This is a genomic window from Sulfurimonas sp. ST-27 (genome assembly GCF_048081595.1).
Taxonomy (GTDB): domain Bacteria; phylum Campylobacterota; class Campylobacteria; order Campylobacterales; family Sulfurimonadaceae; genus Sulfurimonas; species Sulfurimonas hydrogeniphila.
Map to the genome: position 1 here is coordinate 1405186 of NZ_CP182226.1, position 24138 is coordinate 1429323.

The following is a 24138-nucleotide window of genomic DNA, read 5'->3' on the forward strand; positions in this document are numbered from 1 at the left end:
TTCGAGACGGTCTTATATTTTTTTCTATTAAATGCGCTTTAACATCCATCTCACCCCGCGTGAGATAGTTATTTTGAGACACATTCATTTATTTTCTCCAAATTGAGCCGCAAATCCATCTCACCCCGCGTGAGATAGTTATTTCGAGACAATACTGTTTGACGAGGTAAAATCAGATGCATATCATCCATCTCACCCCGCGTGAGATAGTTATTTCGAGACTGAGCAACATTTGATACCGGCAATTTTTCCATTGATCCATCTCACCCCGCGTGAGATAGTTATTTTGAGACTGATGGGAGACATTATCTGTCTGTTCTACTGCTTTGATCCATCTCACCCCGTGTGAGAAAATCATTTTCCAACAAATACAAATAATTACAAGCAATTAAAAACTCTTACTAAACGAAATAATGCATTCGTTTTACAGTGTTATACTTTTGCTTATGAAAAATATGAGAGAAATTTCAAAAAAAAAGTTTTTTTATGTTATGCTAAGAAATTTTCATTACCATATAACAACAAAAAGTCAAAAGGATTTTTTTTGAGTCTTGAACTTCAAGTAAATACACAAAAACATTGTGCACAACAGATCGACAGTGAGTATGTCGGCCTCTGTATTGATGATGTTTTGGCATTGGCAAAACGGGCAAAAGAGAGTGACAAACAAGCATTTTTTGTTAAAAATGACTTGGAAACATTTAAAAGCCTTATGCAGTCCTTTGTCAACAAAAACAATCAAAAAGCAGAAGAAGCTCTGCTGCACCAAGAAGAAAATATTTCTGATATTATGGTGAGCTTCGCTAAAAATGAACAAAACCTTATGGATCTCTATAAATATCTGCTCTTACAATACCAAAACCTTATAGAAGAAGATCTCTCTTTGCAAGAGTATCAGCCTGTCCTCTATTTTGACAACTACTTTGTTGATTTTGAAGAAAATCTTGAAGATATAAGAGAACAGACCGTACCTAATCCAACAACACACTCCTACTACCATAAACTCTATAAAACAACACAGGACAAACTCTCTATTGTTTATAGAGTACATCTCAAAAACAGACAAAAGTATCAAGAAGAATATATTGATGACAGGTACAAAATAACACCGCTCAATGCAGATAAAAAACGCTATCTTTTAGAAGCTGAAATACTGCTTGATGAATTTAAACAGTATGGAGAGATTTTTTTACAACAACTCAATGCTTCTAGTGCTGAAAAAGAGAAGTTTGAAAAAGATCTCACAAGATTACGAGAGAGGTTTGAAATACAATGATACACTTTTTAAAAAATTTGTTTTATGCCAAACCTCATGACCTCTCTACAAAGCAGCTTAAAAATGAAACAGACATACTTCTTAATGAGTTTGATAAAGAGTATAGACTTAAAGAGGTAAACAACATTGCACTCTCAAAAGATGAATTTAGAACAAATATGCTCTATGTATCAAACTATCTTTATGAAATAATGATCAATACCTCCAATGCAGTTTATCAAAAAATTCAACTTCTTGAAGCTTCTTACAGTGAAATAAAATCTGAACTTGACAATAAACTCTACTATGAACTCAATACTTTGGAAAAACAAAAAGAAGAATGTATATCCGAAATCAATCACATAGAAGAAGAGATACAATCTTATACAGCTGAGAAAAAAACAATAGAAAAAGAGTTCAACAAACTTGAAAATCGTAAAGTTACCGGTGATTTGCAAAAACTCCCGTTTTGGGTATTTTTGGCCGTGATGCTTTTAGTCGGCGGGGCTGAACTGCTCATTTACCAAAATGTATTTTTATCTCAAGAGATAGGACTTACTGCAGATATGCCGCTAGAAAAACAATCTCAGGTCTTTTGGACCTCTTTGTTAATGTCCATCGGTTTTGTGGGAATGATTATTTGGATGGCGCATGCACTTGGCAAACTTGTACGCCATTTTGCAAATACAACCCAAAAAGAGAAGAAATTTTACATCATAAAAATTATGATAATTGTAGCTATATCTGCTGCGGCTATCTGGGCAACGGTAGACATTCGTTCTAAAATGCATACAATTTTAGCTGATGACAATCAGGTAAAAGTTCTTAAAATGCAAAAAGAAGATACGAAAGAGACATCTCTTTTTGGCGACAACGACACGGCAGGTTTTGCAAACAGTGCACAAAATGACTCGCAAGATGATGGTTTTGGTGATGGCGATGACTTCGGTGATGGCGGAGGCTTTGGGTCAGATGAACCGGTACAACAGACAAAAGAAGAGCCTTCAAGCTTAGATACCAAGATACAAAAATTACGAGAAGATGCACAAAAAAGAAAAGAAAACACTGCTTATGTTTTTGTCATTATTAACCTTTTTATCTTTATAGGCGGTGCTTTTTTATCGTACTTTAGTCATACTTCGAGTCCTATTTATGAAATGATTGAGTCAAAAATAAAGCTGCTTGAAACAAGAAAAAAGAAGTGTCAAAAAAAGATCATTACCTTAGACAAAAAGATGATAGCCTTTAAAAAAGAGGAGATTAACAGACTCTTTTCAAAGCTTGTTGATGCCGCCGCACTTTATGATATACATGTCCGTACATATAATGCCTATACGGCAGTCTTTAAAATACAACTTGAACTTGTAGAATCATACCTGCGTGAAATATATAGAACGCAAGGTGTAGCTATAGAAGAAGAATCGTATGTCGCTATGATACTCAGAGAATATATAACACTCGACACACGAAAAGAGTTGCAGCATGTCAACAATATTGAAGAGTATATGATCTACAAATTTCAAAAACCACAAACACTCAAGGAGATGAAAAAAGATGTATAAAATACTGTTTTTACTGTTTTTGACAACATCAATTGTATGGGGTGATACTTTTGTATTTGTTGATCTCTCTGCAGGAATGAACCGATCGCAATACAATGAACTCGGACGATTAACGTACTTTAACAAATCACAAAAGAAAACTATTTATAAAAATAGAGAAAAAGTTTACTTTTATGCTTTCAAGGGAAATATTAAGCTCAAAACAAGAGCACGTTACAGTGAACAAAAAATAGGGGAACAAAAATATAAAGAGAACAACAAAAAATTTATGAGATTTTTTATAAAAATAAAAAAAGGAGTTAAGCCGCCAAAAAAAGGGAAACTCTATGGTGATGTCATTTTTCTTGTTGATATTTCCGGCAGTATGGTAAACAAAAAGCATAACTATTTACGTGAAGTAAAAACTGCAATGGAGCATCTCATAAAAAACAAGGCAAAAAACACAAAAGTAAGTATCATCACTTTTGACGGTAAAAAAAACATGCCTGCTCAAAAACGCAGTAAAATTTTAGCTGACAACCTAAAAAACAAAGAACGCCTCCTCTCCATTACTGAAAATATAAAAGTTTCACGAAATGACACTTTTTTAGGCAGTGGGCTTAAAAAAGCAATGGAAGTTTTACCCCTTCAAAATCGAGGAAAAAGAACCATTATGATATTTACCGATGGAGCCAAGATAAATGATGAAAAAGTAGCAAAAGCAGAAATAAAAAATCTGAAAAAAGATAAAGTTGATGTAAAAGTAGTAGCTGTAGGCGGTGCGGATGTTGCCATGCTTAAAAAATTCTCAACATCAGGGTATGTTTACAATGCTACAAGTACAGACCTTACAAGTATCATCAAGGATATGTCAACATCTTCAGACGAAATCGTGCTTAATTTAGATAATTTTTTTGATGGGCTTGATATTAAAAAAAATGATAAAATAATTATCTACTCTACAATGAAAAATATAGATAATATCAGTGATTTTGATTTGGTTCCAAACCTTGCTTCAAAAGATTTTTACCAAGAGTTTAAACGTCAAAACAAAGAACGCGGTATCAATTTACACCTCAATGGAGCGAAAGTCTATGTCCGTGTTTTAGGAGATGAAGACCTCTCAAAAATTAAAAAACTAAAAACCTTTTGGAACTATTTTTTCAGAGACAGTGGAGCACAACTCATATATTTTAAAAACGAAGCCTTAACGAAAGATGAATTTTAACAATGTCGCAATTTTCACGTAAATATTACAAAAATGACTATAAATTAGAATCAGAAGAAAAGTCGAACAACCACAACACTCCTTTCAATAAAGGAGTTTGGACCTTTTGGAGAGTTTGGGGTTTGTATGAATATCTGGTTCTTGGATTACTCCTTGTTATTATTTTTATTCTTCTTTTAACAAGAGATACGACAGTTATTCAACAAACCAATGTTGTAAAAAAAACAACACATCCGACAACATCCATAGAAAAGAATAAGCAAGAAAAGGTTGTAGAAGAAAGTGACTTTCCTAAAAAAATTCTTCCCTCCAATCCTTTACCGAAAAAAAGTGTAGTTGATGGAGAAAATCTGTATGGTCCACTTACCATGCAAGAGTATCTCTACTTCGCAGACGATGTAGATAATTTTTACCCACATTTTTTTGATAAAAAAAGTCGAAAAAGCATTACTTCTGCACACACTGAATGTCAAAACAGTGATTGTATACTGACATCCAATGAAATAAGCAATCTCAATATGGCTGCCTATACAGAGTGGTTAAACGATACAACTTCTCAAAAGTACACTTTTGTTCTCAAAAACAATCACTACTATCTAAAAGAGTAGCAATGCTCTATAAAATACATAGCTGTTGCAACTTATAATTTTGAAATATATTCTGCCAAAGCTTTGATGTCTGCATCGGAAAGTTTTGCTGCCTGTCCCTTCATAACAGCTTTCATAGCTCCGCCGTATGTTCCGTCTTTATAGCCTTTGAGCGCCGTTATGATTTTTGTTTTGTCCCATCCTTTAATTATCTGAGATTTTCCTAAAGCTTTTTTCTCAGCATGTGCTCCGTGACAACTTGAACAAGCAGTAAAAAGTTTTGCACCGTCAGCTGTTGTTGTCTGGGGCACATCTTTTGTTACCTTTTCTACCACTACAAGCTTCTTTGTTTCAATGGCTTTTTGCACTGCAGCAACTTTTTGCATTGCATCATTTTGTCGGGTTTGAACAGGTTGCTTTTGGACCGTTTGTACCTCTTTCGCAACTTCTGCTGTAGCCGATACATTCTCAGATTTTTTCTCGTCACTGCATCCTGCAATCAACATTGCAAGTACAACTGATAATACTATCTTCATTTTCATATTCCTTAATTGTTTATTAGTTATTGTACAGTATAATAGCTTTAATTTAATAAAGCGATGAAAACTATGAATTTTGAACCCTATCCATTTGAAAAACTAACTAATTTACTGCAAAATATACAACCAAACAAAGGCTACTATCCATCTGTTTTAACAATCGGCGAACCACAGTTTGAAACACCTGATTTTATACAAAAAACATTAACTGACAATACTGCACTTTTAAAAAAATATCCAAAGACCAGCGGTGAGACGATTTTAAGAGAAGCGCAAAGAGATTTTATAGGCAAACGCTTTGGTGTCACGCTGAACGATGCACAAATCATTCCCACATTCGGCACGCGTGAAGTTCTTTTTAACTTCCCGCAGTTTTTGCTTTTTGACAAGAAAAATCCCGTTATTGCCTACACAAATCCTTTTTACCAAATATACGAAGGTGCAGCAACAGCGACACGAGCAAAAGTGATACATTTGAATTTGAGTGAAAAAAACAGCTTTAAACCAGAAATCAACGAAGAAGAGCTGGCAAAGTGTGATCTGGTTATACTTAACTTTCCAAACAATCCTACTACGGCAACGCTCACTCTTGACGAACTAGGCGAGTGGGTCAAACTCGCGCTCAAACATGATTTCGTTTTGCTCAATGATGAATGTTACAGCGAAATATATACAAACAGACCGATGCCTTCACTCCTAGAAGCCGCGTTACATGTAAACAATGATACATTTAAAAATATTTTAGTGATTAACTCCATTTCCAAGCGTTCTTCTGCACCTGGTCTTCGCTCCGGTTTTATTGCCGGTGACGCCACAATACTGGGAGAGTATATGAAGTACAGAACCTACATAGGCTGTGCCTCACCCCTGCCTTTGCAATATGCGGCAGCAGCGGCTTGGAGTGATGAAGAACATGTTGCCAAAGCAAGAGCTGTCTATCAGGAAAACTTTCGTATAGCCCAGGAGATATTGGGAACAAAAATTCCTGATGCTACATTTTACCTCTGGATACATGTCGGTGATGCGCTTGAATTTACTAAAAGATTATACAAAAACTACAATGTAAAAGTACTTCCGGGCGAATATCTTGCCCGAGAAGATGCAAAAGACGACAACCCGGGCAAAGGGTTCATTCGTATTGCACTGGTTGAGAATCCCCAAAAAACAAAAGATGCACTTGTAAGAATTAAGGAATGTTTAAATGAGCAAAGATAAAGAGTTAAAAGAAAAAATCCTCAAAGCCCAGCAAAGCGGTGACATAGCAGCACTTTATGTTTTGGAACAGCAGGCACATGACAGTTTCGATGAAGAAACACTGCAAGGTTTTTATGCAAATATTCTTGATTTGGCGCTGGAAAAGCTTACCGAAACACTCGAAGCCCACAGAGCCATGGATATGAACGAAGTGCAGGATTTTGCAACCCTGCGTGCTTTGTATGAATATGCGATAGAGCACTACTCCGCCGGTAAGGCAAATGATGCTGCTGCCCTCTTTGAGGTACTCAGCGGGCTTAGCAATGACGAAAAATTTTCAAATGCTTTAAAACTGCACTGGATAGCAGCAGAGGAAAAAATTTCTTTTGATGACTTCCTTGACAGAGTTGCAGATTTGGAAGCGACACAAAGAGCGGGAACATTTTACATAAGCGAATTTCAGCAAGAGGCACAAAAATTGCTCGACACAATGAAAGACAAAGGCACAAAAGCATGAAAATACACTTCATCGGCATCGGCGGCATCGGTATCTCAGGACTTGCACAGTATATGCATTACAAAGGGCATGAAGTCAGCGGTTCTGACATCAAGGAGACTGTTATTACCAAAAAACTGCGCGCTCTTGGTTTACATGTAACCATACCTCATTCTGCAGATGCTGTTACAAATCATGATCTGGTAGTACACTCTGCGATTATCCGTCCTGACAATCCCGAAATTATTGCAGCCAAAGAAAAAGGTATAGAAGTGCTTGCCCGCCGTGAAGCACTGCCTAAAATTCTTCATGACAAAAAAGTCTACTCTGTTGCCGGAGCGCATGGAAAGAGCACAACGACAGCAATTCTCTCAGCTATTATGAGCGGCTCTGCCATTATCGGTGCAGAATCCAAAGAGTTTGGTTCAAACGTCCGTTACGATGCAACAAATGATGTTATGATTTTTGAAGCCGATGAGAGTGACGGCAGTTTTATAAACTCTAACCCGCATTGTGCCATCGTCATCAATGCCGAGCCTGAGCATATGGAGTATTATGATTACAATTATGAAAGATTTTATGATTCGTACAAAACTTTCATAAATCTTGCACCACTCAAAGTTTTAAATGCCGAAGACCCATTTTTGGCAACACTGGTCAATGAAGTTGAAGCCAAGTGGCTTTATCCCAGCAAAGAGATACAAAACATAGAGTTCGTACTCATAAACAATCAGCCCCATACCCGTTTTACCTTCCGTGATTTTGGCAGTTTTGATGTCTGGGGATTTGGCAAGCATATTGCCATTGATGCAGCCCTCGCGATACTTGCGGCACATGAATCCATGTCCATAGAAGATATACGCAAAAATATTTTAAACTTCAAAGGTATTAAAAAACGTTTTGATATTGTCGGATTTGAGCACGACAGTGTCATCATAGATGATTACGGACACCATCCGACAGAGATCAAAGCCACTTTTGAATCGGTCAAAGAGTATGCCATGCTCAAAGGTTTTGACAAAATTACAGCCATTTGGCAGCCGCACAAATACTCCAGAACCATTGACAATCTGGAGGAATTCATCAAATGTTTCGACGGAGCGGCCGAGCTTATCATCCTCCCTGTATGGGCAGCGGGAGAAGCACCGCGCGATATTGATTTTCAAGAAAATTTCAAACATTACAACCTTACTCTAGCGGACAAAATATCCCGCAGTAACAATACTATAAAAGTTATAAAAGACAATAAAGACTTGGAAACACTTGATAAAGGGCTCATCATCGGTTTTGGTGCAGGTGATATTACCTATCAAATCAGAGGCACACTGTAATGGCATATATTTACGGTTTAATTATAGTAACACTTTTATTCGCGGCACTGCATTATTTTACAGAACTTGACAAATTGCAAAAACTTCTTATCGGAGCTGTATTGCTCTTTATCATACTCGGTGCCATTACCTACAACAAATATAATCAGGCACAAAGAGACAAAATGCTCAAGACAATAATAAAATACAAACAGGGAAAAACGATTACATGTAACGGCGTCGATGTCAATGCAGACATATATTCCCTCAGTACAGGAACCTACACCTTCATAGGCAAAAAGAACACACCCCACTATGCAGAGATGATAAGTGCAGACAGTTGTGAATAAAACTGCTAAAAGTTCCCGAGTCGATACCCTCATCCACCAACTTGACTTAGTTGAACATATAGAACAGTTTAAAAGTTTTTTTTCCCGTGAACACTCTTTGTACATTGAAGGTGATCAGGAACTGCATTTTCGTTATATCAAAGAGTTGGATAAGCTGGAGTTTAAAGCCCCGCCTAAAGTAAGTGATTTTTTTGAAATCAAAGGGCATTTGAAAAAACACGGTGTCTTAAATTTTGAACAGATTTTTGAGATTGTCAAAATTGTACGCTATTTTCGTTATTTTAAAAACAGAGAACTTGAGGGCCTAATCGGAGAGTGGATGGATAAATTCATCATCCCGGAACAGTTTTTGGAAATAGAAAAATATTTCACAAATGACGGAAAATTTGAAGAAAATCTGGATGAAAACCTTTTTACTCTCAGTAAACGCATACAAGAGCACAAAAGCAACATCTCAGGCGCGCTCAAAAGAATGATGTCGAGTTCAAAACTCGCCGGTTACCTTGTCGATACACAGGTTCACTTTGTAAACAATGAAGAGTGTCTGCTTGTGCGCGGCGGATTTAATCATGTCCTTAAAGGTGCCATACTTGGCAGAAGTACCGGTGGATTTTTTTATGTTGCACCCGACAGCGTACTTAAATCAAAAGAGCAGATTCGTTTTATAGAGCAAGAACGTGAAGCAATATTTTACGAATATGCCAAAGAGTTTTCAAAAAAACTCTATGAACTGCAGCCTTTTATCAACTTTATAGACAAAGAGTTTACCAAATTTGACAACTATCAGGCACGGGTACTCTTTGCAAAAAGCAAAAACCTGCAACTCGTCAAAAGCAAAAAAGATACAAAAATAGTGCTCAACAGTTTTATTCATCCTGCTTTGCATAATGCAAAACCTATCAATGTTGACTTTTCCAAAAATATTTTAATGATTACGGGTGTTAATGCCGGCGGAAAAACCATGCTTTTGAAGTCCATATTGGCGGCTTCTTTTATGGCAAAATACATTATACCGATGCAGCTTAATGAGACAAAGTCACATATAGGCAATTTTAAAGCGATACAGGCCATTATAGATGATCCGCAAAATGTCAAAAACGACATCTCGACTTTTGCAGGCAGAATGCAGCAGTTTTCACGTATATTTGAGTACAAATCAGCACTCATCGGAGTCGATGAGATAGAACTCGGAACAGACTCTGATGAAGCGGCGGCGCTTTTTAAGGTCATCCTCGATGATTTAATCAAACGCGGACAAAAAGTGGTTGTGACCACCCACCACAAACGCCTTGCTGCACTGATGGCAGACCGTGATGATGTGGAACTGATGGCTGCCATTTATGATGAAGAGCAGAGAAAACCCACTTATGAATTTATGCAGGGTATCATCGGGAAAAGTTACGCATTTGAGACAGCAAGCCGTTACGGCATCTCAAATACCATTGTCAATGAGGCAAAAAAAGTCTATGGCGACAACTCGGAAAAACTTTCACTCTTGATCGAGCGCGGTTCACAGCTTGAACGCGAACTCAGGCAAAAACATCAAAAAGTCGATGAAAAACTGGATGAAATTCATAAAAAAGAGCATGCCCTCAAAGAACAAAAAGAACAGCTTTTGCGTGAACTTGAAAAAGAAAAAGCAGCACTCAAGCACTCTTATGATGTTGCCATAAACGAAGCCAAAAATGCGGCAAAAGCAGGCGATGTCAAAGAGATTCACCGTGCGATGAACAAAGCAAACAAAAAACTGCCAAAACAGACACAAAAAGAGGACAAAAGAAATATAGAGTTTAAAGTCGGAGACAAAGTCAAATACCATTCCCAAAAAGGAACGATAGTTTCCATGAAAGGCAAAAACGAGGCGACCATAGAAGTGGACGGTATGCGGGTTCGCGTCAAAACAAAACATCTCAAACCTACACAAATCATTCAACCGAAACCGGCGACAAATCTGAGTTTACATGTAGAGAAAAAAGCGGGACTCAAATGTGACTTGCACGGTTTAAGAGCCGAAGAGGCCTGTGAAGTCTTAGACAAATTTTTAAGCGACGCCCTTATCAACGGTTGGGATGAAGTCATAGTCTATCACGGCATAGGCACAGGAAAACTCTCTTATGCGGTCAAAGAGTTTTTAAAACGCCACCCGCGAGTGAAAAAATTTGAGGATGCCCCACAGCATATGGGCGGATTTGGAGCAAAGGTAGTACATCTGTAATGGCAAAATCAGTTGCAATCATCGGAGGCGGTGCAAGCGGGCTTGTGTGTGCCGTCTTTTGTGCAAAAGCAGGCTTACATGTAACGCTCTATGAGCAAAATACCAAACCGGCAAAAAAAATTCTCGTCTCTGGAAACGGACGCTGTAATATTACAAACAAAAATTTACATGTAAACGATTTTTTTTCTCAAAATCCGAACTTTGCAGAGTATGCCATCAAGAACTTCGGTTTTAAAGAGTTTGAAAAATTTGCCGCATCAATCGGACTGCTCTTACATGTAACGGATGACGGCAGAGCCTATCCTCTGAGTAATGAAGCAAAAAGTGTTGCCAAGATTTTTATAGAATATGCCCTGAGCCTTGGCGTTGTTTTTCATACCGAACACAAAATTACCGATATAAAAAAACTGACAAAGAACTATGACAGTGTTGTCGTTGCCAGCGGTTCGCGTGCTGCTTCTCATTTGGGCGGTAATGCCGATGCCGAGGAGTTTGCCAAAGCCTTTGGGCACACTGTCATTGAAGCCTACCCCTCTTTGGTACAACTCCACCTCAATTCTAAAACAGCCCACAAAATGAGCGGAGCCAAAATCAATGCCGAAGTAACGCTGTTTGTCAATCAGCAAAAAGAGCTTACATGTAACGGCGATGTGCTTTTTACAAATTACGGTGTTTCCGGTTTTGCTATTTTGGATATCTCCCAGCATGCCTCACAAGCACTCTTGGAGTACGGGGCTGTAGATATTTCCATCAACCTGCTTCCTGAATTTACAGCACAAAAACTCTCTGCCCATCTCTTACATGTAAAGAAAAACATGCCTGCGTTTACTCTTTTGGATGTATTGGTCGGCTTAGTTCCCTTAAAAATAGCAAACGGTATTTTGCAGGACCTGCATCTCAACCCTGAGAGCAAAAATATAGATACAAAACTCTCCAAAAAAATAGCAAACCTGATGCTCAACTGGCGATTTGAGGTAACAGACACGCATGGATTTCGGCACGCAGAAGTCAGCGGCGGGGGCATAAATACCTTAGAAATAGACAACAAAACATTTGAATCAAAAAAACAGAAAAATCTCTACTTTATAGGAGAGTGTCTCGATGTCGTCGGCAAACGCGGCGGATACAACTTTGCTTTTGCCTGGGCAAGTGCCTATGCGGCGGCCAACGCCATAAGTGCAGATTAAAACATAAACAGATAAAATATACTTATATTAAAAAAGGTTGCTTGTATGTCCACACCGCTTATAATTCTCATAGTGCTTGCCATAGTTCTCATTCTTATGTACAACTCGCTTGTTGCCAAGAAAAATCAGGTTGAAAATATTTTTGCTTCGGTGGATACGCTTTTGAAAAAACGCTATGATCTCATACCAAATCTTGTTGCCGGTGTCAGTAAGTATATGCAGCATGAAAAATCAATCCTTGAAGATATAACAAAACTCCGTGCCCAGGCAAACAAAACAAATCTGAGTAACAAAGAGAAAATAGATTTGGACAAAAAAATGAGTTCTGCTCTTGGCTCAATTATGATTGCGGTTGAGAACTACCCTGAGCTCAAAGCAAATGAAAATATTCTGCATCTGCAACATTCGCTCAATGAAGTAGAGGCACAGATCTCGGCAGCCCGCCGTGCTTACAATCAAGCCGTTACGGATTACAACAATGCACTTGAACAGATTCCTACAAATATCATGGCAAATATGATGGGCTACAAGAAAAAAGATGTTTTTGTCATCAGTGAAGACGAGAGAAAAAATGTCAATGTCAAAGAGCTGTTTTCTTAAGATATGAAAAATATCAGTGAGTTGACAGATTTTTACTATAAAACACTCTACCCTGTTTTGCAGGAACTTGAAAATGAAAGAGAAAAACTTAAAAAAAAGATTATCAATATCGGTATTGTATATACTGTTATTGTCCTGCTTTTTGCCTTTGCACTTTTAAAAAACATCCAAAACATTGAAGCCTGGATTTTTGCAGCAGTTGTGTACCTCGCTGTGGGCGGAGGCATATACAAATACCTCATCAAAGATTATACCGCCCAGTTTAAGAGCCTCATCATTGAGCCCTTGATTCAAGAGATCGATAAAAATCTCACTTATCTGCCAAATGCGCATATTGCACAAGAGAATTTTACCCGTTCAAAGATTTTTACCGCACGGCCTGACAAATTCAGCGGCAATGACTATATTCGAGGAGAAATTGATGGAATAAAAATAGAACTCTCAGATATTCATGCCCAAAAAAAACATAAAGATTCAAAAGGCAGAATAAGCTGGAGCACAATATTTCAAGGTCTTTTTATTATTTGCGAATTTAACAAACATTTTGCATCCCAAACCGTCATTCTTCCCGACAGTGCCCAAAATACATTTGGCACGCTTATCGGCAACTGGCTGCAGGCAAACAATATGAGCCGCAGCGAACTTGTAAAAATGGACAATATTGCCTTTGAAAAAGAGTTTGTTGTCTATTCAAACGATCAAATTGAAGCACGCTATATTTTGACACATACACTTATGAGTAAACTTCTGCATTTGAAAAAAAAATCAAAACACCCTCTCTATGTCTCTTTTTTGGGAGGAAATATTTATATGGCAATAGAGTATAATAAAGATCTTTTTGAGCCGTCTGTATTTCATTCACTTTTAAAGTATAAAATAGCAATGCAATATATACAAACCCTGCATTTGGCACTGGGAATTGTAGGAGAGTTACAACTTAACCAAAAACTATGGAGTAAACGATGAAAATAAAACTAACACTGGCAGCACTTTTAACCACCCTCAATCTGTATGCACTTACAATCGGGGAAGCACCAAAAAATGTAACAATAGAGGGTGAAAAAGGCGGACTGGTAACAGGGGGCGCATGGAACTCAAATATGCTTAAAAATAAAGTATTTGTCATGTTTTATGTTGATCCTGATGAAAAAGATGTCAATGAAGATTTTTCTCAGGCACTGAAGAGACAACACTACAGAGAAAAAGGAGCGTTTGGCAGTATTGCCATTGTCAATATGGCGGCAACATGGAAACCAAACTTCGCAATCGAAGCCATCCTCAAAGGCAAACAAAAAGAATTTCCAAAAACGATCTATGTAAAGGACAAAGACAAAACTCTGGTAAAAGAGTGGAAGATAGCGGATGATGCTTCAAATATCGTCATTTTTTCAAAAGACGGCAAAGTTCTCTTTTACAAATCAGGAAAAATGAGTGCAGACGATACACAAAAAGCATTTCAAATCATTGAGGAAAATATATAAATGGAGAATGAGACAAACATCCTTGCTCTGAGTATCAAAGACCTTTTTACAAAAAAAATGCTGATGTATTCACTCATGCCTTTTGTCATCAGTATGCTAATTTTGTATATTCTCTTTTTTATCGTTGCCGGTCTTGGTGTTGACCAGCTCACAACCATGGAGATACAAAGCACACAAACGACGATCCAAAACGGCATACCCCATACAGAGAGCTTTCAAGCCACACTCGCAGGTACAGGCATCATGAAGTTTCTTATGAGCAGTGCGCTGACTTCCTGGATAGCCACTTTTCTTATCTATACCATAGGCGGATTCATGACATTGTATGCTTCTATATTTGTAGCACTGCTTGTTATCGGCTTTTTAACCCATGCTATTTTGAAAGAAATTCACTACAGGCACTATCAGGATGTAGCAATGATAGGCTATTCCAATGCAGCAGAAGGCATATTTTTAACACTGAAATGGATGTTTGTTATGATTGTCCTGTTTTTTGTATTTATTCCCCTGTATTTTATACCCGTTGTAAACATCATAGCATTCAATTTTCCGCTGTATTACTTCTTTCATAAAATGATGATCTATGATGTCTCTTCGGCAATATGTACCAAAGAAGAAGCGATGAAAATCAGGTTTTTTCATGCCAATACACTCAGGCTCAAAACATTGGGACTTTATCTGCTCTCACTCATCCCTTTCGTTATATTTTTTGCATCTGTTTTTTATGTGATATATCTTGGACACAGTTTCTTTTTGGAAACCAGAAAGTTACGCAATGAAAGCTAATATGGCATTGTGTCCGGAATCGGTACTGTAGCACCGACTGTTGTTGCTTTCCAGCCACTCTCAGCCCACCCTAAAGGATGGGTTCCGAACAAACCGCATATTCCATGGAATCGGTACTTTAGTGCCGACTGTTTAGAATTAAAAGTACAGGTTCGAAAAACTACTCTTCCTCTTTTTCTTCCTGCATTACCATTTTCCTGTAAGCTTCATCTTTAACAACCATTCCGGCTTCATACAAAAACTGGCTTGGCACAAAGTTCTGTTTTTTAATCTTGTCGTATTTGGCATAACTCAAATAGAGTATATCTTTTGCCCGTGTGACCGCCACATAAAAAAGCCGTCGCTCTTCATCAAGACTCCCGCCCCGTTGCATCAGTTTTCTGTTTGGAAAACGCCCGTCCATCAAATCTATCACATACACTTCTTTGTATTCAAGCCCTTTGCTTGCATGCACACTCAAGAGATTAACCCCCTCTCCCTGCGTCAAGTCGGATGAACCCAAAATCATCGCATTTAAAAAACGTTCATGCTCAGAGTAAGGTTTTGAGAGCTCTTCTAAGAGCAGAGTTTTTCTCTGTATTCTGCTCAGTGCTTCCGTTTTTTGTTTCTCATCAACAGAACCGTCTTTGAGTGTCGCTCTTTTAGTTGCAAGTACATCGGATATATACATGTAAAGCGATGAATTTGCAATTTTTTTCACGACTGTTTTTGGCTGTTTCACCCCTTTTAGATCACGAAAAAGCAAGTAAAAATTATGCAAAAAAGTCGCGCTCTCTTTTGTAAGTTTTGGATGTTTGAGTACCGGGTTTCTCATAAATTTTGCTTCAAATCCGAGTTTTGCATATTTTCCGACAGCACCGAGTTCCAAAAAATCATCAAAAAGACCGAGCTGATGGTTGAGTTTGCGCTTTTCAAAAGGATTTTTCATCCCCTCATCAGGCGCATACAGCCCGTAAAAAATACTCCCCTGCCCTAAAGCTTTGAGTGCAATATAGAGCTCTTTTGCCATAGCAGAGCCAATGCCCCGTGCAAATTCAAAGAGATGTATAAAAGCCATCATATCCGACTCGTTCACAAGCAGTGTATATAAATCAAGTATCGCTTTTATTTCGCGCGAATCAAAAAAACTTGTGCCTCCTTTGCGTTTGCAGGGAATATCAAGCTCACGAAGTCCTACCTCTATGCCGTCAGCCGAGGAGTTGTTGCGGAAAATAACGGCTATCTCTTCTTTTGGTGTCTGCGTATCGCGAATCATGGCAGCCATGGCATGATACTGGTCAAACAGCTCATCAAATGCCAAAAGTTTTGGCGCCTGCGCATCATATATACGTGTCACTTCCAGTTTTTTCGGATAAATCCTCTCATTATGCTCAATGACCTTGTTTGCAAGAGAGAGAATAGGCACGGAAGAGCGGTAGTTTTTTGTCAGAGTATGCACAACCGCATCAGGATATTTTGTCGTAAAGGAGCCTATAATCCCGATATCAGCACCGTTAAAAGCATAAATACTCTGATCATAATCCCCCACACAAAAGAGCGAGGGCGGGTTCATCGCATCTATAAGCGTTCCCTGCAGGGCATTGGTGTCTTGGTACTCATCCACCAAAACCTCTTTATATCCCAGTTCGTCATTTTTGCACATCTCTCTGAAGTTCAACAGCAAATCGTTAAAATTTAAAAAACCGTACTCTTTTTTCAGTGCTTCAAATTCATCGACTATATCGGCATATATCAGAGCAAAGAGTTCATGTTCGGGATATTTTTCTATAAGCCAGTCTTCAAAATTATTTTGCAGTTCCGTATTTTGGTAAAAAGAGTACAAATCGTACAGATAATTCCCGCCGTAGGGCTGTACTTCAGCCTCTATATGCATAAAAGAGCGCTTTTCAAAGACAGAGCGAAAGAGTGTTTTGAGTTCTCTCTGCTGTTTGAGCACCACTCGTTTGTCTCTTTTTTTCAGCCATCTGTAACTGACCGCATGAAATGTTCCCGCATCAATTTTTTTGGCAACACCCGCACCGAAATACTCTGCAACACGTGCCACCATCTCTGCTGCCGCCTTGTTTGTAAAAGTCAGCAGAAGAATTTCATTTGGTGCAATGCCATTGTTTAAAAGATGTCCGATTCTGCCGACAATAGTCGAGGTTTTTCCTGTTCCGGCAGAGGCAATGATGAGATTTTTACTGTAAGGAGATGTTGCAGCGGCATACTGTTCTTCATTTAATCGGGACAACGGCATAAACAAACTCCTTGGGCAAAAATTTTAAGAGTGTGATTATACTTATTTATTGTTAAATTTATTTGGGATATGCTAAAATCATTTAAATTAAATGTTTTAAGGCAAGCCATGGAAGAAAATAAAAAAATATTAGAGATTGTTTCGAATGAGGCAAAAAACTCTATCGCACAGATTCCTGTTGTCACACCTACTATTTATGCTTCAGTTTTTTCAGACTTTGCCAAGAAAAACAATCTTGAAATAGAAGATGAAGAAAGCCTTTCAAGAAAAATTATAGAAACTGAATGTTCACGATTTACAACTTTACAAAATGAAACATCCAAAAATGTACAGGCCTTAAGTGAAAATACAAACAGGGCCATTCATGCTATTGAGAACAAAGATGAAAAAATTCTCAATCAGGTGTTGCAAGAGACGCAATATCTTCGTCAAGAAATTGAAAAACTCAAAGAATCTGTTTACAAAGATGAACTGACCCACGCATATAACAGAAAATGGCTTCATGATACTCACCTGGACCCGCTTGGCAATACTTTTGTGCATAATGGAACGCTTGCTATTATAGATCTGAACTATTTTAAACAGGTGAACGATACACATGGCCACATTATCGGTGATAAAGTTTTAATATTTTTGACAAATGAACTGAAAAAATTAAAAATTCCTGTCATACGCTACGGAGGTGATGAATTTATCATACTCTTTGGCGACAGTGTCTCCGAGGAAAAAGCAAGCTCTTTTTTAAATACAATCAGAGAAAATGTTCTTGGCAAAAAATTAAAAGCACACAACGACACCTTTCGTGTCAGTTTTTCATTTGGTGTAACCAAATTTAAAAAAAATGATCTCCTGCCACAGGTTATAGAAGTAGCTGATAAAAATATGTACAATGATAAGATAGAGATAAAAAAGAGAGTAACCGGCATATAGCAATTTCTAAGCAAATACTCACCTCTTTTTGGATATAATCGCGCAATTTTAATTTAGATAATTTAAGGCGCGCACTATGTCAGACAACAAATACAATCCACAAGAAACCGAAAACAAATATTATAAAATTTGGGAAGAAAGAAAATACTTCGAAACAGACGGAAACAAAGCCATACAAGAAGAAAATAAAAACTTCTCTATTATGATGCCACCGCCAAATGTAACAGGACGACTGCATATCGGGCATGCTCTTACCTTTACACTCCAAGACATCATTACCCGCTACAAACGCATGGACGGCTACAAAACACTTTGGCAGCCGGGAACGGACCATGCAGGAATTGCCACACAAAATGTTGTTGAAAAACAACTCTTAGAACAGGGACTCACGAAAGAAGAAATAGGACGCGAAGCATTTTTGGAAAAAGTCTGGGCATGGAAAGAAGAATCTGCCGGCATAATGACAGAACAGCTTCGTAAAATGGGTGTAAGTCCTGCCTGGGAGAGGGAGCGCTTTACCATGGATGAAGGTCTGCAAAAGTCAGTCAAAGAAGCTTTTGTCCATCTCTACAATGAAGGTTTGATTGTTCGCGGAAACTACATGGTAAACTGGTGCACACATGACGGGGCCCTCTCAGATATCGAAGTAGAACACGAAGAAGAAGATGGTAAGTTTTACCATATGCTTTACCATTTTGCAGATGGCAGCGGCAGTGTTGAAGTGGCGACTACACGACCTGAAACCTATTTTGGAGATACTGCCGTCATGGTACATCCTGATGATGAAAGATACAAAGACATCATAGGAAAAGAAGTTGTTTTACCGCTTCTTGATAGAAAGATTAAAATTATTGCAGACGCTTATGTCGATACGGAGTTTGGAACAGGTGTCGTAAAAGTCACGCCTGCACATGACCAGAATGACTACGAAGTCGGAAAACGCCATGATTTGGAATTTATTACGGTTTTTGATGAAAAAGGTATTTTAAATGACTATGCCGGAGAGTTCAAAGGAATGGAACGCCTTGAAGCACGAGAGCCTATTGTAAAAAGACTCCAGGAAGAGGGTTATATCGTTAAGATAGAAGACCATAAACATCAGGTCGGACACTGTTACCGATGTAAAAATGTAGTAGAGCCGTATATTTCAAAACAATGGTTCGTACGTAAAGAAGTCGCTGACAAATCCATAGAAAAAACAAATGCAGGTGAAGCAAAATTTTTTCCGCCGCACTGGATAAACTCCTACAACTCCTGGATGGGTGAACTTCGTGACTGGTGTATAAGCCGTCAACTCTGGTGGGGACACCAGATTCCTGTTTTTTACTGCGGGGATTGTGACCATGAATGGGCAACAGAAAATGAACATCCGACAGAGTGTCCAAAATGTGCTTCAAAAAACATCTCTCAAGACCCTGATGTACTCGATACATGGTTTTCTTCTGCTTTGTGGCCATTCTCTACACTTGGCTGGGGTCAAGGTGATACCGAGATGGACAAGCTTTTTCAATCACAGGATATGAAAGATTTTTATCCAAACTCTTTGCTTATTACCGGTTTTGACATTCTTTTCTTCTGGGTTGCAAGAATGATGATGATGGGCGAACATTTTATAGGAGAACTGCCGTTTAACCACATCTATCTGCATGCTCTTGTGCGTGATGAACACGGTCAGAAAATGAGCAAATCAAAAGGCAATGTCATTGATCCTCTTGATATGGTCAATAAATACTCTGCTGATATATTACGCTTTACTCTTGCCATTTCTGCTGCTCAGGGACGTGATATACGAATGAGTGTTGACAAACTCGAACAAAACCGTAACTTTACAAACAAACTCTACAATGCAAGCAAATACCTGCAAATGAATGGTGATACTTTTCCTGATATGGAGAGTTTTTGTGTTGAGACCGATCTTGGTCGTTACATGATGAGCCGTTTGAATTTTGCCACAAAAGAGGTTCGTACCTATCTTGATGAGTACAAGTTTAACGATGCCGCCCTTACAATGTACCGTTTCTTATGGAATGAATTTTGTGACTGGGGTATTGAGTTGAGCAAAGCAGACAAAGCATCCATCATAGAACTTGGTGCGATTTTCAAAGAAGCCATGAAACTCCTGCATCCGTTTATGCCGTTTATCACAGAACATCTCTACCATGAACTCAGCGGCACTTCTTTGGAAAATGCTGATTCTATTATGATTAAGAAATTTCCACATAAAACAAAGCAGCGCAAAGAAGAAAAAACATTTGCCATCATTATGGATGCCATCGTCTCCATTCGCCGTGCAAAAGTTTTGGTTGACTTGGCAAATCAGAAAATCCAAAAAGCCTATGTGAAAATTGACGGTCTGAGCGAAAAAGAAAAGGCAATGATGTTGCCTTTTATCGCAAAACTTGCAAAAGTGGAAGATGTAGAATTTACCGATACAAAAATAGAAAATGCGGTCAGTGACATCGCAGACAGCTGCGAAACTTTCATTCCGACAGATTCTATTGATTTGACGCCGATTATCAACAAACTGACAAAACAGGATGAAAAACTCCAAAAAGAGATAGGCAAACTGAGCGGGATGCTGAACAATGAACGCTTTGTTGCGAATGCTCCGGCAGATGTTTTGGCAAAGAATCGTGAAGCACTCAAAGAAGCAGAAGCCAAACGTGAAAAAGTTTTAGCACAATTAGATTCACTAAAGGCATAATTTGTTTGATATAAGAAAATACACTTCTCCAAATATAAAAAACGATATTTTATCAGGTCTTGTTGTTGCAGTGGCACTGGTACCTGAAGCTATTGCTTTTAGCTTTATAGCAGGTGTCAGTCCTATTGTAGGGTTGTATACTGCTTTTATCTTAGGTGTTATTACTGCACTTATCGGCGGAAAACCGGGAATGATCAGTGGAGCTACCGGCAGCGTCGCTGTTGTTATAGTCGGGCTTGTTATAGAAGCAAACCTAAAACTCACAGCCCAGGGGTTTAGCGGAGATGAGCTCTACTTCCATATGCTCCACTATGTTTTGCTGGCAACCATCATAGCAGGACTTATTCAGGTTGCTGTAGGAGTGCTGAAATTTGGAAAATTTATCCGTCTTGTTCCCCAACCTGCTTTGTATGGTTTTGTAAACGGTCTGGCAATCGTTATTGCCATGGCACAGTTTAAATTCTTTGAGGGACAGGGTTTAAATATGTATGTTATCGTAGCCATTACCATGTTTATAATGTACTTCTTGCCAAAATATACAAAGGCTGTTCCCTCAGGACTTGTTGCCATCGTCCTTTTAACACTTGTGGTGTATTTTACTCATTTAGACACACTCACAGTCGGAGCATTGGCCGATTTGTCAGAGTTTAAAGGGAAACTGCCGCATCTCATTATTCCCGATACGCTTTTTAGTATGGATGCCATTGTCATGGTTCTTCCTTATGCTGTTATTATGGCTCTTGTCGGTCTTATAGAATCACTCTTGACACTTGCAGTTTTAGATGAAATGAGTGGGACAAGAGGCAGTGGAAACCAGGAGTGTATCGCTTTGGGAACCGGAAATATCGCCTGTGGATTTTTTGGAGGCATGGCGGGATGTGCAATGATCGGGCAGAGTATCATCAACTATACATCAGGCGGTCTCGGACGGCTTTCCTCTTTTACGGCAGCCGTCGGACTTTTGATCTTGGTCATCTCTTTAACAGATGTTTTAAATGCCATTCCAGTCGGTGTTCTTGTGGGTATTATGTTTATGGTGAGTATAGGAACATTTGAGTGGTCGAGCTTCTCACATCTCAAACATATGCCTCGTGCCGATGTTTTTGTAATGGTCGTTGTGACAATTATAACAGTTGTAGAAGATTTGGCTGTTGCAGTCATAGCCGGTGTTATCATCTCTGCACTTGTATTTGCATGGAAGCATGCGCGCATCTGGGCAAAAACACATACAGAAGCAGACGGAACAAAAGTATATGAACTTGAAGGTCCGCTCTTTTTTGCAAGTGCTACAACTTTTTCAGATAATTTTGACATTCAAAATGATCCGCCAAAAGTTGTCATTGATTTTAAAAATGCGAGAGTATTGGATTTTTCCGGTGTCGAAGCCATAGATTCTCTCGTAAAAAAATACGAAGATGCCGGCAAAAATCTTCTTTTGCGCCATTTAAGTGATGACTGTAAAAAAATCATGAAAAAAGCCGGACCGCATTGCAGTTATGAAGAAGATGATCCGACATACAAGGTTGCTATTAATTATTAAATTGTGTTTCAATGTGAAACATGATTTTAACTTTTAACATTTTCAATACATGTAATGATATCTTTTAATCTATATCAGCATATCATTAAATATGAATTTAAAATCTTTGCAGATAAAAATTATCCTTATTTTTTCTCTTCCTGCCATTGCATTACTTTACTTTTCTTATTCTTTGGTAAATGAAAACTATATCAAGTATAAGAACAGTACTTCCTATGCATTCTCTGCAAAACAAACAAAAATTCTCAGTAAACTCATTCATAATTTACAACTTGAAAGAGGACTGAGTGCAGGGTACCTTGTTTCAAAAGATGAAATAATCCGAAAAAATCTGGAAAAACAGTATAAGCATACAGACAGTGCCTATCAGGATCTGATTCATTTTTCAAATGCATATCAGTATCTTAAAAAGCAGTTTCATTCTATTGCGGCAGTGAGAAGAAAAGTTCTTAAAACACAAATCAGCTTTTGGGATGAAATGCAATATTATAATACCCTCAATAAAGAGCTGCTTCAGGCTATTACTACACTGATGCATAATTTGGAATCAAAATCATATAACGGCAAAGCCCTTATTGAACTTCAAAAACTTAAAGAGTATGTGGGACAGGAAAGAGCATATGTTTATAACCAGATACTCGCTCCCAAAAAAAATGAAAAGTATATACATTATATTCATCTCCTGCAGGAAAAAGAGAAAAAGCTCCAGACTATTTTTTACATATGTGCTTCAAAAAACACACAAAATATTTTCAAACAACTCATACAAAAAGAGACTGTACAAAAAACAGCTGCCTTAAGAACAATGTTTTTTCAGGATAAACTCTCATCCAAAGAAGATGCAAAAATATGGTTTCAGACTGCTTCACAATACATTACACAACTTTACAATGTGTCAAGCCACATTCTCAATACCATTGTAACAGATGCCCTGCAGACACAACAAGATATAAAACAGGTTTTTACATATACAATTATCTTCTGGATTCTCTCTTTTATCTCTTTTTTTCTCCTCCTCTATTATATTAACGCTCTAATCAGAAAAGAGGACAAACTTCTTGCAAAAATACGTATAGCTTCCCATACATTCGACTCACACGAGGCTATAGTCATTACTGACAAAAACGGTGTTGTACTTGAAGTCAATAAATCTTTTACCAGAATTACAGGATATAAAGCAAATGAGATTATAGGACAAACCACAAAGCTGCTAAAATCGGGCAAACACAGTAAAGAATTTTATGCCAACATGTGGCATCAACTCCTTTCATCCGGACAATGGAAAGGTGATATTTACAACAAACGTAAAAACGGTGAAATTTATCCTGAAAGACTCTCCATTACTGCTATTAAAGATAAAAACGGTGAAATTATTAATTTTATTGCACAGTTTTATGATATTTCAGACTTAAGAAATGCACAGGAAGAGGCTCAATATCAGGCAAATCATGATTTTCTCACAGGACTCATGAATAGAAAAGCTTTATTGCAAAGACTCCATGAAGAGAATGCAAAGGCAATCAGACATAGCTTTATTCATGCTTTTTTATTTATAGACTTGGACAATTTCAAACAGGTCAATGACACCTATGGCCACCATGTCGGAGATGAACTTCTCATTCAAGTCTCACACAGAATGAGAAGCATCTTAAGAGAAGAAGATATTCTTGCAAGAATCAGCGGTGACGAGTTTGCAATCATTTTAGTAAATATAGCAGAGACAAAAGAGGCCGCCAAAGAGTATGCACAAAAAAAATGCCACTCTATCATAGAAGCCCTCTCTCGGACATTTGTCATTGAAGGAAATGAAATTCACATTGGTGCAAGTATAGGCATTAAAATCTTTCCCGATGAAAAACACAACATAGAAAATATTATGAATGATGCCGACAAAGCCATGTATGTTGCCAAAAAAAACGGAAAAAACAGTTGTTCGATTTACAGTGAGATTTGAAT

At 38.1% G+C, this 24138-nt stretch carries 20 protein-coding genes; 18 read left to right on the top strand and 2 right to left on the bottom strand.

What is annotated here, in order from left to right; all coding sequences use genetic code 11:
• The first annotated feature begins 544 nt into the window (after positions 1–544).
• From ACM66U_RS07440 to ACM66U_RS07455, 4 genes are read left to right on the top strand one after another with little or no spacing between them, the layout of a single operon-like run.
• On the top strand, positions 545–1276 hold the full coding sequence (locus ACM66U_RS07440) for a hypothetical protein (RefSeq protein ID WP_346388908.1): 732 nt from the start codon (positions 545–547) through the stop codon (positions 1274–1276).
• Positions 1273–2817: a hypothetical protein gene (locus ACM66U_RS07445; RefSeq protein ID WP_346388909.1), complete on the top strand. Its 1545-nt coding sequence runs from the start codon at positions 1273–1275 to the stop codon at positions 2815–2817. Before ACM66U_RS07440 ends, ACM66U_RS07445 begins: the two co-directional genes overlap by 4 nt.
• Entirely contained in the window at positions 2810–4024 is a 1215-nt protein-coding gene (locus ACM66U_RS07450) for a vWA domain-containing protein (protein WP_418640443.1), read from the top strand. The genes ACM66U_RS07445 and ACM66U_RS07450 overlap by 8 nt, the downstream gene beginning before the upstream one ends.
• A 2-nt stretch (positions 4025–4026) precedes the next feature.
• Positions 4027–4632: a hypothetical protein gene (locus ACM66U_RS07455; protein ID WP_418640444.1), complete on the top strand. Its 606-nt coding sequence runs from the start codon at positions 4027–4029 to the stop codon at positions 4630–4632.
• Between the two features lie 32 nt (positions 4633–4664).
• Here ACM66U_RS07455 and ACM66U_RS07460 read toward each other — a convergent pair whose 3' ends face one another.
• Positions 4665–5147, bottom strand: a complete 483-nt coding sequence (locus ACM66U_RS07460) for a c-type cytochrome (RefSeq protein WP_418640445.1) — start codon at positions 5145–5147, stop codon at positions 4665–4667.
• A 72-nt stretch (positions 5148–5219) separates the two neighbouring features.
• Here ACM66U_RS07460 and ACM66U_RS07465 point away from each other — a divergent pair, with 72 nt between their 5' ends.
• The 10 genes from ACM66U_RS07465 to ACM66U_RS07510 are packed head-to-tail and all read left to right on the top strand — an operon-like array spanning position 5220 to position 14769.
• Positions 5220–6365, top strand: coding sequence for a succinyldiaminopimelate transaminase (locus ACM66U_RS07465; protein WP_346388912.1), 1146 nt, complete (start codon positions 5220–5222; stop codon positions 6363–6365).
• A complete protein-coding gene (locus ACM66U_RS07470) occupies positions 6352–6861 on the top strand; it encodes a hypothetical protein (protein ID WP_151900076.1) in 510 nt (169 codons plus the stop codon). The genes ACM66U_RS07465 and ACM66U_RS07470 overlap by 14 nt, the downstream gene beginning before the upstream one ends.
• Positions 6858–8171 (top strand): UDP-N-acetylmuramate--L-alanine ligase, encoded by a 1314-nt coding sequence (murC, locus tag ACM66U_RS07475; RefSeq protein WP_418640446.1) that lies wholly within the window; start codon positions 6858–6860, stop codon positions 8169–8171. The genes ACM66U_RS07470 and murC overlap by 4 nt, the downstream gene beginning before the upstream one ends.
• Complete coding sequence (locus ACM66U_RS07480; RefSeq protein ID WP_151900074.1) at positions 8171–8500, top strand: hypothetical protein; 330 nt, start codon at positions 8171–8173, stop codon at positions 8498–8500. Before murC ends, ACM66U_RS07480 begins: the two co-directional genes overlap by 1 nt.
• Positions 8481–10715 carry an endonuclease MutS2 gene (locus ACM66U_RS07485; RefSeq protein WP_418640447.1) on the top strand — a complete coding sequence of 745 codons (2235 nt, stop codon included), beginning with the start codon at positions 8481–8483 and terminating at the stop codon, positions 10713–10715. Before ACM66U_RS07480 ends, ACM66U_RS07485 begins: the two co-directional genes overlap by 20 nt.
• A complete protein-coding gene (locus ACM66U_RS07490; RefSeq protein WP_418640448.1) occupies positions 10715–11902 on the top strand; it encodes an NAD(P)/FAD-dependent oxidoreductase in 1188 nt (395 codons plus the stop codon). The genes ACM66U_RS07485 and ACM66U_RS07490 overlap by 1 nt, the downstream gene beginning before the upstream one ends.
• 45 nt (positions 11903–11947) lie before the next feature.
• Positions 11948–12502, top strand: coding sequence for a LemA family protein (locus ACM66U_RS07495; RefSeq protein ID WP_418640449.1), 555 nt, complete (start codon positions 11948–11950; stop codon positions 12500–12502).
• 3 nt (positions 12503–12505) lie between these two features.
• Positions 12506–13468: a DUF3137 domain-containing protein gene (locus ACM66U_RS07500; protein ID WP_418640450.1), complete on the top strand. Its 963-nt coding sequence runs from the start codon at positions 12506–12508 to the stop codon at positions 13466–13468.
• Entirely contained in the window at positions 13465–13983 is a 519-nt protein-coding gene (locus tag ACM66U_RS07505) for a YtfJ family protein (RefSeq protein WP_418640451.1), read from the top strand. Before ACM66U_RS07500 ends, ACM66U_RS07505 begins: the two co-directional genes overlap by 4 nt.
• On the top strand, positions 13984–14769 hold the full coding sequence (locus ACM66U_RS07510) for an EI24 domain-containing protein (RefSeq protein ID WP_151900070.1): 786 nt from the start codon (positions 13984–13986) through the stop codon (positions 14767–14769).
• 160 nt (positions 14770–14929) lie between these two features.
• Here ACM66U_RS07510 and ACM66U_RS07515 read toward each other — a convergent pair whose 3' ends face one another.
• Entirely contained in the window at positions 14930–17008 is a 2079-nt protein-coding gene (locus ACM66U_RS07515) for an ATP-dependent helicase (RefSeq protein WP_418640452.1), read from the bottom strand.
• Positions 17009–17116: 108 nt separating this feature from the next.
• Between ACM66U_RS07515 and ACM66U_RS07520 the strand changes: the two genes are divergently transcribed.
• From ACM66U_RS07520 to ACM66U_RS07535, 4 genes are all read left to right on the top strand, one after another.
• On the top strand, positions 17117–17938 hold the full coding sequence (locus ACM66U_RS07520) for a GGDEF domain-containing protein (protein WP_151900068.1): 822 nt from the start codon (positions 17117–17119) through the stop codon (positions 17936–17938).
• Between the two features lie 76 nt (positions 17939–18014).
• Positions 18015–20642 (top strand): valine--tRNA ligase, encoded by a 2628-nt coding sequence (locus ACM66U_RS07525; RefSeq protein WP_418640453.1) that lies wholly within the window; start codon positions 18015–18017, stop codon positions 20640–20642.
• Between the two features lies 1 nt (position 20643).
• Positions 20644–22182: a SulP family inorganic anion transporter gene (locus ACM66U_RS07530; RefSeq protein ID WP_418640454.1), complete on the top strand. Its 1539-nt coding sequence runs from the start codon at positions 20644–20646 to the stop codon at positions 22180–22182.
• Between the two features lie 91 nt (positions 22183–22273).
• Positions 22274–24136: a diguanylate cyclase domain-containing protein gene (locus ACM66U_RS07535; RefSeq protein WP_418640455.1), complete on the top strand. Its 1863-nt coding sequence runs from the start codon at positions 22274–22276 to the stop codon at positions 24134–24136.
• Positions 24137–24138: the final 2 nt, after the last annotated feature.

Bases quoted from the DNA above. Each gene is read 5' to 3' on its own strand.
- ACM66U_RS07445 (WP_346388909.1), top strand. From the start codon at position 1,273: ATGATACACTTTTTAAAAAATTTGTTTTATGCCAAACCTCATGACCTC.
- ACM66U_RS07450 (WP_418640443.1), top strand. From the start codon at position 2,810: ATGTATAAAATACTGTTTTTACTGTTTTTGACAACATCAATTGTATGG.
- ACM66U_RS07455 (WP_418640444.1), top strand. From the start codon at position 4,027: ATGTCGCAATTTTCACGTAAATATTACAAAAATGACTATAAATTAGAA.
- ACM66U_RS07460 (WP_418640445.1), bottom strand. From the start codon at position 5,147: ATGAAGATAGTATTATCAGTTGTACTTGCAATGTTGATTGCAGGATGC.
- ACM66U_RS07465 (WP_346388912.1), top strand. From the start codon at position 5,220: ATGAATTTTGAACCCTATCCATTTGAAAAACTAACTAATTTACTGCAA.
- ACM66U_RS07470 (WP_151900076.1), top strand. From the start codon at position 6,352: ATGAGCAAAGATAAAGAGTTAAAAGAAAAAATCCTCAAAGCCCAGCAA.
- murC (WP_418640446.1), top strand. From the start codon at position 6,858: ATGAAAATACACTTCATCGGCATCGGCGGCATCGGTATCTCAGGACTT.
- ACM66U_RS07480 (WP_151900074.1), top strand. From the start codon at position 8,171: ATGGCATATATTTACGGTTTAATTATAGTAACACTTTTATTCGCGGCA.
- ACM66U_RS07490 (WP_418640448.1), top strand. From the start codon at position 10,715: ATGGCAAAATCAGTTGCAATCATCGGAGGCGGTGCAAGCGGGCTTGTG.
- ACM66U_RS07495 (WP_418640449.1), top strand. From the start codon at position 11,948: ATGTCCACACCGCTTATAATTCTCATAGTGCTTGCCATAGTTCTCATT.
- ACM66U_RS07500 (WP_418640450.1), top strand. From the start codon at position 12,506: ATGAAAAATATCAGTGAGTTGACAGATTTTTACTATAAAACACTCTAC.
- ACM66U_RS07505 (WP_418640451.1), top strand. From the start codon at position 13,465: ATGAAAATAAAACTAACACTGGCAGCACTTTTAACCACCCTCAATCTG.
- ACM66U_RS07510 (WP_151900070.1), top strand. From the start codon at position 13,984: ATGGAGAATGAGACAAACATCCTTGCTCTGAGTATCAAAGACCTTTTT.
- ACM66U_RS07515 (WP_418640452.1), bottom strand. From the start codon at position 17,008: ATGCCGTTGTCCCGATTAAATGAAGAACAGTATGCCGCTGCAACATCT.
- ACM66U_RS07520 (WP_151900068.1), top strand. From the start codon at position 17,117: ATGGAAGAAAATAAAAAAATATTAGAGATTGTTTCGAATGAGGCAAAA.
- ACM66U_RS07525 (WP_418640453.1), top strand. From the start codon at position 18,015: ATGTCAGACAACAAATACAATCCACAAGAAACCGAAAACAAATATTAT.
- ACM66U_RS07535 (WP_418640455.1), top strand. From the start codon at position 22,274: ATGAATTTAAAATCTTTGCAGATAAAAATTATCCTTATTTTTTCTCTT.